The 11,405-nt window shown below is 68.4% G+C and carries 9 protein-coding genes; 4 read left to right on the top strand and 5 right to left on the bottom strand.

From position 1 onward, the window contains the following. Positions 1-774 precede the first annotated feature (774 nt). Both AC1RRS_RS22580 and AC1RRS_RS22575 read left to right on the top strand, forming a co-directional pair. Positions 775-3,816: a sensor histidine kinase gene (locus AC1RRS_RS22580; RefSeq protein ID WP_492857129.1), complete on the top strand. Its 3,042-nt coding sequence runs from the start codon at positions 775-777 to the stop codon at positions 3,814-3,816. Continuing rightward, a complete protein-coding gene (locus AC1RRS_RS22575) occupies positions 3,809-4,444 on the top strand; it encodes a response regulator (protein WP_492857128.1) in 636 nt (211 codons plus the stop codon). Before AC1RRS_RS22580 ends, AC1RRS_RS22575 begins: the two co-directional genes overlap by 8 nt. On the opposite strand, the gene AC1RRS_RS22570 is transcribed toward AC1RRS_RS22575, so the two are convergent. The 4 genes from AC1RRS_RS22570 to AC1RRS_RS22555 all read right to left on the bottom strand — a co-directional run bounded on the left by AC1RRS_RS22570 (position 4,441) and on the right by AC1RRS_RS22555 (position 7,603). Further along, on the bottom strand, positions 4,441-5,331 hold the full coding sequence (locus AC1RRS_RS22570) for a hypothetical protein (RefSeq protein WP_492857127.1): 891 nt from the start codon (positions 5,329-5,331) through the stop codon (positions 4,441-4,443). The genes AC1RRS_RS22575 and AC1RRS_RS22570 overlap by 4 nt on opposite strands. 146 nt (positions 5,332-5,477) lie before the next feature. Further along, the gene (locus tag AC1RRS_RS22565) at positions 5,478-6,266 is read right to left on the bottom strand and encodes an alpha/beta fold hydrolase (protein ID WP_492857126.1); all 789 of its coding nucleotides are present in this window, start codon (positions 6,264-6,266) and stop codon (positions 5,478-5,480) included. 96 nt (positions 6,267-6,362) lie between these two features. Continuing rightward, positions 6,363-6,827 (bottom strand): hypothetical protein, encoded by a 465-nt coding sequence (locus tag AC1RRS_RS22560; RefSeq protein WP_492857125.1) that lies wholly within the window; start codon positions 6,825-6,827, stop codon positions 6,363-6,365. Positions 6,828-6,853: 26 nt separating this feature from the next. Next, a complete protein-coding gene (locus tag AC1RRS_RS22555; RefSeq protein ID WP_492857124.1) occupies positions 6,854-7,603 on the bottom strand; it encodes an SDR family NAD(P)-dependent oxidoreductase in 750 nt (249 codons plus the stop codon). A gap of 108 nt (positions 7,604-7,711) precedes the next feature. On the opposite strand from AC1RRS_RS22555, the gene AC1RRS_RS22550 reads away from it, so the two are divergent. Both AC1RRS_RS22550 and AC1RRS_RS22545 read left to right on the top strand, forming a co-directional pair. After that, the gene (locus tag AC1RRS_RS22550) at positions 7,712-8,614 is read left to right on the top strand and encodes a LysR family transcriptional regulator (RefSeq protein WP_492857123.1); all 903 of its coding nucleotides are present in this window, start codon (positions 7,712-7,714) and stop codon (positions 8,612-8,614) included. A gap of 180 nt (positions 8,615-8,794) precedes the next feature. Then, on the top strand, positions 8,795-9,322 hold the full coding sequence (locus AC1RRS_RS22545; protein ID WP_492857122.1) for a helix-turn-helix domain-containing protein: 528 nt from the start codon (positions 8,795-8,797) through the stop codon (positions 9,320-9,322). On the opposite strand, the gene AC1RRS_RS22540 is transcribed toward AC1RRS_RS22545, so the two are convergent. Continuing rightward, positions 9,319-11,301 (bottom strand): ATP-binding protein, encoded by a 1,983-nt coding sequence (locus AC1RRS_RS22540; protein WP_492857121.1) that lies wholly within the window; start codon positions 11,299-11,301, stop codon positions 9,319-9,321. The genes AC1RRS_RS22545 and AC1RRS_RS22540 overlap by 4 nt on opposite strands. Positions 11,302-11,405: the final 104 nt, after the last annotated feature.

Raw genomic sequence — 11,405 nt, 5'->3', positions numbered from 1 at the left:
ACGCGCAAACCCACTACAATTCACCCATTTTAGCGAATTGCGGACAACTCGCAAGATCCAAGCTCCATCTTGCCTCGCGCCATAGACATTCAGTTTAAAAGTCGGGTCGGAAGCTGACACTTCCAACGTCGGCTAAGAGTCAGGTCCGGCCCATCCGGTGAGGCGTGACTTTGCGGGCCATCGAGAGGGGCAGAGGGAAGCCTGAAACGCTAGCGCGCCAGATCGGGCGCAGGAGAGCGTATGCGGACGAATTCAGGCGAAAGGCAGCGAAGAAAAGCGCAAATGCGCGTGTACAATCCGTGTGCAATTTTAGAAGCAAGTTACTGATTTTTATAAATTAAACTACCAATCCATCATGGGCGCAACGGAAAATTTCGTCATAGGCATTTGATTTTACTGAGTATTTTTCACAAAAATCGCACCGGCCGGGAACTGGAGCGACTTGGCAAGCTTTTCAACGACTTAGCGGAATCTCGTGTGCAATGACATGGCGAAAATCGCCGCTCACCGCATACGCCCCCAAACGTTCCGCCAGCAGCCACATGAGGCGCCCCGAGGCCCAGAGCGGGAACCGCGCTTCCCCGCGTATCCTGCCCTGCCGGAAGACAAGCTGCAGGCGGCAGAACCCGATGAGCCGGATAATCCGGTTCGCCCTCGCCGCAGCCAACCAAGTGCTCTTCTCTCCCCCCAACCGGGTCTTGCCACCCGCGTCCTTTCGGGCGGCAAATGCGGCCAGCTCCAGACTCGGAGTCTGGGAAGCGGCGGAACTCACCTGTGCGATTGATCAAGGTCGTCCTTTTCGCGGCGATGCTGCTGCAGACGACGACCTCGGTCGCGGCCGAACCGGCGCGCCGCATCACTCACTACACCCACCAGAGATGGACCGAGGAAGGCGAGGCGCCCGCGCCGATCCTGGCCATGGCGCAGGGCCGCGACGGCTATCTCTGGCTGGCGACGGGCACGGGCCTGTATCGCTTCGACGGCATAGTCTTCGAGCGGATCGTCGCCCAGAGCGGCGAGGAGCAGCAAGACCTGCCAAGCGCGCTGCTGGCGACGCGTGACGGGAACATCTGGACCAGTCTTGCCCGATCCCGCCGCTTCGCCGTCTATCGCGACGGCGCGCTCAAGGTCCTGCCCATGCCCGCCGCGCCCGACCGGGTGGTCTCGATGGCCGAGGGGCGAGACGGTGCGATCTGGGCGCTCACCGCCAAGTTCGACGCCGAGCTGCTGCGACTGCGCGATGGGCGTTGGCGCGCGTTCGCCGCCGCCGACGGCCTGCCGCGCGACGACGCCCTCAGCCTGCTGGTGGCGGCCGACGGCGCTGTCTGGGTCTCTCTCAGCAACTCCGTCGCGCGCCTGGCGCCCGGCGCAGAACGGTTCGAGGTCGTGCGCCGAACGCCACGCGCCAACGGCATGCTGTCCCAGGACCCGCAAGGCCGGGTGTGGCTTTCGGAAAGCCGCGGCAGCTATCCGCTCACGGGCCCTGGCGGGCACGGATCGCCGCCCCTCCAACCCCCGTTGCCCACCGACGCCGCCCAGATCCGCGGCGCGCCTTACTTCGATCGCACGGGCAACCTGTGGATCGCCACCCGCTATCAAGGCCTGCAGAGAACGGCCGGTGCCGCCGTTCCAGGCCGGGGACCGCGCCTCGTCGAGTCGCTTCGCGGACGGGATGGATTGTCCTCGGACCTGACCAGCCAGGTTTTCGAGGACAGGGAAGGCAACATCTGGGTCGGCTCGGAAAAGGGCCTGGACAAGCTGCGCCCGGCGACGCTGAGATCAGAGCCCGCGCTGACCAATCCAGCAGCCTTCGGCGACAAGCTGTTGGCCGCCTCGGACGGCGGGGTCTTCATCGGCCAGGCGGACGCGATCTACCGAGCCGCTCCGGGAGGAGATCCCAAACTGGTTCTGGGGGGGATCCGCGAGCCGCAGAGCCTGTGCGAGGCGCCGGACGGCTCGGTCTGGATCGCCTTTGCCGATCGCATCGTCGTCTGGAAGGCCGGCCGGGCGCAAAGGGCGCTGGTTCGCCCCAACACCGACAGCATCATCTACGACTGCGCGTTCGACGCCGAGGGCGACTTTTGGATTTCGGCCGCGGCCGGAGGCCTGCTGCGCTATCGCCAAGGACGATGGGAGACGATGTTCGGTCCGGGCCTGGGCGAGGGCTTTCGTCCGACGACCATGGTCAGGGACAGCCTGGGACGCCTCGTCGTGCAGTGGGACCTGCGCAAGCTGGCGTGGCTGGACCAGTCGCCCCCCCGATTCCAGGCGCTCGAGCTCGGTCGCGACGCCACGGCCGTGACGCTCTATCCAGACTCTCGCGGCGACATCCTGGCCGCGGGCGCGTTTGGCCTGGCTCGCTTCCGTGATGGCCGCACAGAGACCATCAATCCCGATCGGAGCGCCCTGCGCGGCCGGATCAGCGGCCTCGTGCAGACGCCCGAGGGCGACACCTGGCTGGCCTATCCCCGAGCCCTGGTCCGGCTCTCGGGCTCGGACCTGGAACAGGCTTTCGCCAATCGCGCCTTTTCCCCCGCGGGCTTGTCCCTGGGCTTTGGCGATGGCCTGACGAGCCGCCCCCACTCGCACACCCAACGCTCGCTCGTTCAGGGCGGCGACGGACGGCTCTGGGTGGCGACGGAAACCGGCGTCCTGTGGATGGACCCTCGGCGCATCGCGCGTGACGGCCAGCCGCCCGGCGTAGCGATCAAGTCGTTGACGGCGGGCGGGCTTCTCATTCGCGACCCGACCGCCCTGAGCCTGAAGAAAGGCGCCTCCAGCATCGAGATCGACTATGCGGTGCTCAGCTTCGCCGATCCGAGGCAGGCCAGCGTCCGCTACAAGCTCGAAGGCTTCGACCGGGAATGGGTCGACCCCGGCGCGCGACGCCAAGCGTTCTACACCAACCTCAAGCCCGGCAAGTATCGCTTCCACGTCATCGCCGCCAGCAGCGAGGGCGTCTGGAACCGCACGGGCGCCGCGATCACCTTCGAGATTCCGCCCACCTTCCTCCAATCGCGCTGGTTCCTTGCCGCCTGCCTGATGCTGGGCGCGGCGCTGCTGTGGCTGCTCTATCGCCTGCGCGTGGCCCAGGTCGCGCAACGCATCCACGTCGGCCATGAGGCGCGGCTTGGCGAGCGCGAGCGGATCGCGCGCGAACTGCACGACACCCTGCTCCAGAGCGTCCAGGGGCTGGTGCTGCGCTTCCAGTCGATCGCCAACAAGATGCCGCCGGGCGACCACGCTCGGGACCTCATGGAATCCGCGCTGAAGCGCGCCGACGACGTGATCATCGACGGCCGCAACCGGGTTCGCGACCTGCGCTCGGCCGAGAATACCGGCGACCTCGCGGCGATCCTGGAAGAGCGGGCGAACGCCGCCTGCTTCGACCCGTCCGTTCTCGTGAAGGTGTCGACGGAAGGCGTTCCTCGCCCGGCGCACCCGCTGGTCGCGGGCGAGATCGGGCGGATCGCCGGCGAGGCGCTGTTCAACGCCGCCCGTCATGCCCGCGCCAAATCGGTCGCGATCACGATCGGCTTCGCCCGCCATCAACTGAGCGTCCGGATCCGTGACGACGGCGTGGGCTTTCCCCCGGACGTCATCGCCAAAGGGCACAAGCCGGGCCACTTCGGCCTCATGGGCATGCGCGAGCGAACCCAGCGGATCGGCGGCGTGTTGTCGATCGACAACCAGCCGTCCGGCGGCGCCGAGATCAGCCTGCGACTACCGGCTCGTCTCGCCTACGTGGCCGAGGCCCAGCCGTGGACGTGGCTGTCCGATATCCTTCGTCGTTTCAGGAGAAGCCAGGTTGGCTGAGTCGAGTTCGCGTCCCATCCGCATCCTCGTGGTCGACGACCACCCCATCCTGCGCGAAGGCGTCGCCGCGATCCTGGAAGACAGGACCGACATGGTGCTAGTCGGCGAAGCCCGGGACGGGGTGGAGGCCATCGTCCAGTTCCGCGACCTGCAGCCGGACGTGACCCTGATGGACCTGCAGATGCCGGGCATGGGCGGCGTCGAGGCGATAAAGGCCATCCGCGACGAGCATCCTGACGCCCGCATCGTGGTGCTGACCACCTATGACGGCGACGTGCAGGCGGTTCGCGCCCTGCGGGCCGGCGCCCTGGGCTACCTCCTCAAGAGCAGCCTGCGCACCGAAATGCTCGACGCCATTCACGCCGTGAGGCAGGGCCGGCGCTACCTGCATCGCAGCATCGCCGACGAGATCGCCATCCACGTGCTCGACGACGGCCTCAGCGAGCGCGAGGTCGCCGTCCTGCAACTGGTCGCGATCGGCAAGGCCAACAAGCAGATCGCGCGGGAACTGGGGATCTCGGAGGAGACGGTGAAGGGCTACCTGAAGACCATCTTCACCAAGCTCAACGTATCCGACCGCACCCATGCGGTGACCGTCGCCGCCCGCCGGGGCATCATCGAACTCTAGGAGGACAACCCTCGCCTTCCGAGCCAGGCCGCCAAGTTCAGCATATAGCGATGGGTGTCGGCCAGGGCGCGGGGTTCGCGGGCCATGCCCTCGCCGGGCGTCTCCGAAACGAAGGATGGACAGCCCGCCGCCAGGTCCCAGTTGTAGTCGGCGAAGTGATGGAAGGTGCTCTGGGCGACGGCCGCCCCCGCCGCCGGACCGCGCTCGAAGGCGACGGCGAGGTTGAAGGCCCTGCCGGTCGTACGACTTGCGCCGGCGGCGATCACCCGAGCGTCGCCGTCCGCCGGCGCGATGACGGCGCCTTCGTGCGGATGCGCCGGCAGATAGCGCAGCACGCCCGTCGGCGAGGTCGGATCACGCAGGATGGGATGCGCCGGCGCGATCGCCACGATCTCTTGATAGTCGCCGTTCGCGCCCGAGCGATAGTTGGGCCAGGAAATGGCCCGCGTCTCCTCGTCGTCGCGAACGTGACGCGCGGTGTCGGGCTCGAGGTTCCTGCTGTGAAAGCAGTGCGCCGCCCCCACCCCGCCCAGGGTGCAGACGGACGAGCCGAGATCCATGTGGTCACGGGCGATCATCAGTCCGCCGCCGGCCTCGCGGAAGCGCGAGACGGCGACGCAGTCCTCCTCGGTCAGCCCGTCGCCGACATCCACGGCGAACAGCCACAGTTGGTCGAAATCGCTGTCCTGCATCCGTGAGAGCACCGGATCGGGCGCGCCCGTCGCCTCGCGGTCGCGGGTCTCGACGGCGTAGAGCGCCCGCCCCTCGTCATCGACCGCGCCGGACAGGAGGTCGCGCAGGGCGCTGAACCTCGCGATCGACCAGTCGTCCTCGGTTGTCGGAATCGTCGTCTGCAAGAGAATCCGGATCGGACCAGGACTGCTCATCGAAATCTCCAGCGTATGCGGCGCCCCGTGGCCGGCCATGCTGCCGCGGGGCGCGCCCTTGGGGATTGATCCGGACGCGCGCATCCGGCCGGCGTCATCGTACAAGACCCCGTCCGCCGCCGACCAAGCGACGGACGGGGGCGACCTCATCGCGCCGAAGCGGCTTCCTCGATCAGGGCGGCGACCTTGTCGGGATGCGAGACCATCAGAGCGTGCGACCCGCCCTCGACGGCCACGGTCTTCCGGGCCTTGGCGCGTTCGGCCATGAAGCGCTCGGTCTGGGCCGGGATGTTGCGGTCGGCCGTGCCGTAGACGACGTAGGACGGCAACTGCTTCCAGGTGGCGACGGTGGCCGGTTCGGCCAGGGCGGCCTTGGTCACCGGCCGCTGGGTCGCGGCCATCAGCGCCGCGGTCTCCGGCGGGACGTCGGCGGCGAACTGGGCGTGGAACTTGGCCGGCTTGATGTAGAAGTCCTCGCCGCCTTCCGACAGGCGCACCGAGGTCAGGCTCTCGCCCAGCGTGCCGCCCGGAAACTTCGCCGACAGGGTGAACGCCGACTCCCCGACCTCCGGCAGGAAGGCCGCGACATAGACCAGCGCCGAGACGTGCGCCTTGCCGGCGGCCGCCTCGGTGATGACCTCGCCGCCATAGGAATGGCCGACCAGCACGACCGGCCCCGGGATGGAGTCGACCAGCGCCGACAGCGACGCCGCGTCCGAGCTCAGGCCCCGCAGAGGGTTGGCCGCCGCGATCACGGTGTAGCCGTCGCGGGACAGCTTGCCGACCACGCCGTTCCAGCCCGAGGCGTCGGCGAAGGCTCCATGGACCAGGACGATGGTGGGTTTGCCCCCGGCGGTCTCGGCCGCATGGGTGGAGGCCGCGCCGGACAGCGCCATGGCGGCGGCCAGCGACAGGGCTCGGATGGACTTGCGCATCGATATCTCCGTGACGGGCGGAAGGGCCCTCGCGAAAAAGGATGAGCCGGCGGCCGGGGGCAGGCCTATCTCGCGGATGGGCCTGCCCCTCTCGTGCTAAGGTCTAGGGTCGCCGGCCCCTCCGGCCTGCGGCGCCCGCGCAAGCGCTCGGGGCGGCAGGAAATCCCCGGCATGAGCCAGGTCGGGCCAGGGCAGCACGGTCTCGCCGGCCACCATCCAGTTTCCCGCCTCCTTGCGCAGCCGAAGTTCGTAGAGCGCCGGGCGTGTCGCGGGGCTCATACGGCGATAGAGCAGCACCGTGGCGTGGTCGCCCTGCTGCTCCACGTGCAGGAAGCGGTGCTCGGTCGACAACGAAGCCTCGCCGTCGTCGCGACGCCCTCGGAACTCGGCGAGCATGTCGGCGCGGCTGCTGCGCACCACCCGTCCCTCATCGTCGAGGAACAGCAGCGACTGGTCGGCGGTGTAGAGCGCCTCCATGCCCTCCATGTCGTAGGCGCTGCCCAGGCGGATCACCCGCAGCACGAAGTCGATGATGGCGGGATCGTAGATTTCCTTGGTCATGACGTTGTCTCCTGATTGGCGCCCGCTCACAGCAAGGTCATGCCGCCGTCGACCTTCAGGTCGATGCCGGTGATGAAACTGCTGGCGTCGGAGGCCAGGAACAGCGCGGCCTTGGCCGTCTCGTCGGGACGGGCCATGCGGCCGAGCGGAATGCGGGCGGCCATGCCGGCTTCGAAGGCCGGTCGCTGCTCGGGAGGCACGCCCAGCTTTTCGAGAATGGCGGTGTCGGTCGGGCCCGGGCTGAGCAGGTTCACGCGGATCCGGCGCTCGCGCAGTTCGATGGCCCAGACCCGCGCGAAGGCGCCCAGGGCCGCCTTCGAGCCGGCGTAGGCGGCGTGTCCGTCCAGCGCCTTGCCGGCGGCGATGGAGCCGGTGAGGATGATCGCCCCGCCGTCGCGCAGCAGCGGCTCGACCTTCTGGACGCCGAAGAAGACGCCGCGGGTGTTGACCGCGAACTGGGCGTCGTACTCGCTTTCCGAGACCAGCGGCGACGGCGTGATCGTGTTGATCCCGGCGTTGGCCATGTAGACGTCGAGGCCGCCGAAGCGCTCGCGCACCACATCGGCCACCGCCTCATGGTGGGCCGGGTCGGCGACGTCGCCGACGACGCCAAAGCCTCGCGGGCCGATTTCGGCGACGGCCGCCTTCACCGCGTCTGGTCGCCGCCCCGTGACAATCACGTTCGCGCCCTGCTCGACGAACAGCCTGGCCGAAGCCAGGCCGATGCCGCTGGCGCCGCCGGTGATCACGGCGACCTTGTTCTTGAGAGTGTCCATTTCGCTTTGCTCCGATCGCGTCTGCTTGCGTTCGGAGACCTAGATAGACGTGAGCGAAATTCTTATAAGAACGCAGAATAGAACATCTTTTGTGCCATCATGGACAAAATGAACAATCCTCTCGAAAACGCAGCCGGATTGTCGGCCTTCATCGACGCAGTGGAGACCGGCTCGTTCAGCGCGGCCGCCCGCAAGGCCGGAGCCACGCCGTCGTCGGTATCCAAGAGCGTCGCGCGGCTGGAGACCCGACTGGGCGTGCAGTTGTTCGCGCGCTCGACCCGCACCCTGACCCTCACGCCCGAAGGCGCGGCCTATTTCGAGCGGGTCATGCCGCTGCTGCGGGCCCTGGGCGAGGCGCAGGACGTGGTGCAGACCGCCGCCGCGGCGACCGGACGTCTGCGGGTGTCGATGCCCACGGACCTCGGCCGCCTGCTGCTGGACCCGTTGACCCGGGTGTTCATGCCAAGGCACCCGGGCGTGAAGCTCGAACTCGACATGAGCGACCGCCATGTCGACCTGATCCGCGAGGGCTATGATCTGGCCCTGCGCGCCGGCCAGGTCGAGGAGAGCGACCTCGTCGTCCGCTCGCTGGGCGCCGCGCCGCTGGCCCTGGTCGCGTCGCCCGAGCATCTCGACCGCCACGGCCGCCCCGAGACCCTGGCCGAGCTGGCGGCCGCCCGGCACGTCGGCTACCGCCTGGGCGGACGCCCCTTCCCCATCCGCTTCGCCGACGGCGCGACGCTGTCGCCGGAGGGCGTGCTGGACTGCGATTCCGGCTTCGCCCTGAGGGCGGCGGCGGTGAACGGCGTCGGCGTCGCTCAGCTGCTGCGCTGGACCGTCGACGAAGATATCCGCGCGGGCCGGCTGGAAATCGTCATGCCCAACGCCCCCCTGCCGGTGGTGCCGTTGCGGATGCTTCACGCCTTCGGCCGCTTCCAGCCTCTGCGCGCGCGACTGTTCTCCGACTTCGTCGCCGAACAGCTGGCGGCCATGGCGCGCAACCCTTCCTGAGCCGCGGACACGCCGCTCGCCGCCCGATCCTACCCGCCGGTATAGGTCAGCCCTGCCCAACGCCCGGATCGATCGCCGCCCTCGCCGTCCGTACCCTTCCTTTCGACGCTGCCAGCCCATGCGCCCCACCAACGGGATCCACGGGTTCGGCGAGACGGATGCAGAGACGGAAATTGCGCCATGGAGCCAGCGATCAACTTCACCACCAGCAGCGGTTCGTATCGCTTGGTCGCCGGCCTGCTGGTCGCCGCGCTCGACGAACTGGCCCCAGAGCAGTCCGAGATCCGCGCCAAGCTCGCGCGGGCCATCCAGCTGGTCGGCGGCGCGCCCGCGCCGCTGGTCCATAGCGGCGGCTTCGCCCCCTGGCAGAGCAAGCGGATTGAGACCCACATCAGCCAGAACCTCGAGACGCAGCTGCGCCTCGACGACCTGGCCGCGATGGTCCGGGTCAGCCGCAGCCACTTCTCCCGGGCCTTCAAGAAGAGCTTTCGGCAGTGCTTCTCGCGCTATGTGATGAGCCTGCGCCTGGAGCGGGCGCGCATGCTGCTGGTCAACACCGAAGCGCCGATCAGCCAGGTCGCCCTGGCCTGCGGCCTGACCGACCAGCCCCACCTGACCCGCCTGTTCCACCGCGAGTACGGCGCGCCGCCCAACGCCTGGCGGCGAGCCCATAGCCAACTGCGGCAAACGGCGGAGAAGAACGCCTAGACGTCCCGCCCGAACGGCAGGGTGATCTGGAAGATCGCCCCGCCGTCCTCATGGTTGGCCGCCGAGATCTCGCCGCCATGTTCAGCGATGATCGACTGGCAGATGGCCAGCCCCATGCCGATGCCCGTTTCCTTGGTGGTGAAGAAGCCGTCGAAGATACTGGCCAGGTGCTGATCGGCGATCCCCGGCCCGCTGTCGTGAACCCAGATCACCACTCCGCGTCCTTCCCGGACCGCGCCCAGGCGGATTTCGCGCAGGTTGACGCCGGCGTTCTCGATGGCCTGGATGCTGTTGACCAGGAGGTTAACCAGCACCTGTTGCAGCTGGACCCGGTCACCATCCACCGCCGGCAGGCCCGGCTCGACCATCAGGATCAACGCGATCGCCTTGGTCTCCACGTCGTGCCGGACGATCGTCAGCGCCTCGTCGATGATCCTGGACAGATCCAGCAACCCAGGCTTGGGCTCGCGCTTCATCGCCATGCCGCGGATACGCTGGATGATCTCGCTGGCCCGGCTGGCGCTGACGGCGATGCGCTCGGTCAGGGTGCGCACCTTGCCGAGATTGGGATGCGGCTGACCCAGCCAGCGGAGGCTGGTCTCCGCGTTGGTCAGAATGGCCGACAGGGGCTGATTGACCTCATGAGCGATCGAGGTCGCCAACTCTCCCAGGGTCGAGACCCGCGCGGCGTGGGCGAAGTTCGACTGCAGCCGGCGCAGTTCGGCCTCGGTCCGCAGACGCTCGGTGATGTCCTCGATGGTGATGAAGGTGGTGTCCATGTACTCGGGCGGCGTCGGATAGGTGACGCTCAACACCACATCGAGCATGCGGCCGTCGAAGGTGGCCATCTTGGCCTGCTCGACATAGTTCCGCGCCCCTTCGAAGTGGGCCTTCATCACCCGCTTGGCCATTTCCGGCGTGGCCGAGAACAGGTAGCGGACCGACTGCAGAAGCTCAGCGGGGTTTCGGGCGCCGAACAGCGACACGGCGGCCTGGTTGACGTCGGTCACCACGACGATGTCCTTGGCAAGCTCGACCAGCGCCGGATTGGCGTCGAGATAGGCCATGATGTCGTCAATCCCTTCGGCGCGCAGGCGGTGCAGCTCGTCGCCCGAGCGCCTGGCGTCGACATGCCAGAGCGGCGTCGGCGAGAAGTGGATCAGCTTGCGATAGCGGTCCTCGCTGGCCTGCAGCTCCCAGGCGGTGCGATCATCGCAAACCGCGGCGTTGACCATCAGGAACAGCACATCCGGGCGCGCGGGCTCAGCCGAACGCCAGGCGGTCGCCGTGGCGCCGGCCAGCAGGCCGTGCGGACCAAGGGCGCGGGCCAGCGGCGACGCGGAAGGCTGCTGCAAGGCGGCGTCCAGCAGTTCGGCCAGACTCTCGCGGCTCTCGGCCGGCCAGAAATCGACCAAGGGGCGTCCCGCCATGTGTTCACGCCGGATCGCCGCGCCGAAAAGGCGAACGGCCCGGGTGTTGGCGTCGATGATCCTGCAGGCCTCGAGCAGGGCCGCGCCCTTCTCGGTCCCAGCGGCTGCCGAGACATCCAGCTCCCAGCAGGCGGCCGAGGCCCGCTGATGGCCCGCGCGGGCCTCGAACAGCGTGTCCTCCGTCCGCTCGGCCAGGGGCTGGCTGTATTCGACGATGTCGCGGGGGGAACCATCCGGATTGCGACGCACCGTGCGCCGACCGCTGGCCGCCACGGCCGGCCCGACCGCGCCGCGCCTGCGCATCACCCCCTCCCAGGCGCCTTCCAGCAGGAGCAGCGCCCATTCCTCGTCGTGCAGCAGCGGATCGGCCGCCAGGTCCGAGAGCCCCAGCCCCACCATCGCCATGGCCGGCCAGCCGTACAGGGCCTCGGCCGCGGGGTTCCAGTACCGCACCACGCCCGACGGGTCGCAGACCACCACCGCCTCGGAGGCGAGGTCGACGAGATCGCCCCGCTCGCTACGGGCCAGGCTGCGGAAGACCGTGCTCATCGCCGCCCTCCCTCGAAAACGCGCTCGCCCGGGCGCATGACCAACAGGAAGGGCCGGCGGGATGGGACGATGGAGCGTGCGTGGGACCTCTTCATGGAGCCCAG

Source organism: Caulobacter sp. GW821-FHT12A07 (assembly GCF_058807655.1).
Note: the sequence above shows the minus strand (reverse complement) of the source record. Positions and strands in the feature narration are given on the sequence as shown.

What these genes read in the sequence shown, in the direction of transcription:
- AC1RRS_RS22540 (WP_492857121.1), bottom strand. Translation starts at nt 11,301, where the DNA reads ATGAGCACGGTCTTCCGCAGCCTGGCCCGTAGCGAGCGGGGCGATCTC.
- AC1RRS_RS22550 (WP_492857123.1), top strand. Translation starts at nt 7,712, where the DNA reads ATGAACAATCCTCTCGAAAACGCAGCCGGATTGTCGGCCTTCATCGAC.
- AC1RRS_RS22565 (WP_492857126.1), bottom strand. Translation starts at nt 6,266, where the DNA reads ATGCGCAAGTCCATCCGAGCCCTGTCGCTGGCCGCCGCCATGGCGCTG.
- AC1RRS_RS22555 (WP_492857124.1), bottom strand. Translation starts at nt 7,603, where the DNA reads ATGGACACTCTCAAGAACAAGGTCGCCGTGATCACCGGCGGCGCCAGC.
- AC1RRS_RS22560 (WP_492857125.1), bottom strand. Translation starts at nt 6,827, where the DNA reads ATGACCAAGGAAATCTACGATCCCGCCATCATCGACTTCGTGCTGCGG.
- AC1RRS_RS22570 (WP_492857127.1), bottom strand. Translation starts at nt 5,331, where the DNA reads ATGAGCAGTCCTGGTCCGATCCGGATTCTCTTGCAGACGACGATTCCG.
- AC1RRS_RS22545 (WP_492857122.1), top strand. Translation starts at nt 8,795, where the DNA reads ATGGAGCCAGCGATCAACTTCACCACCAGCAGCGGTTCGTATCGCTTG.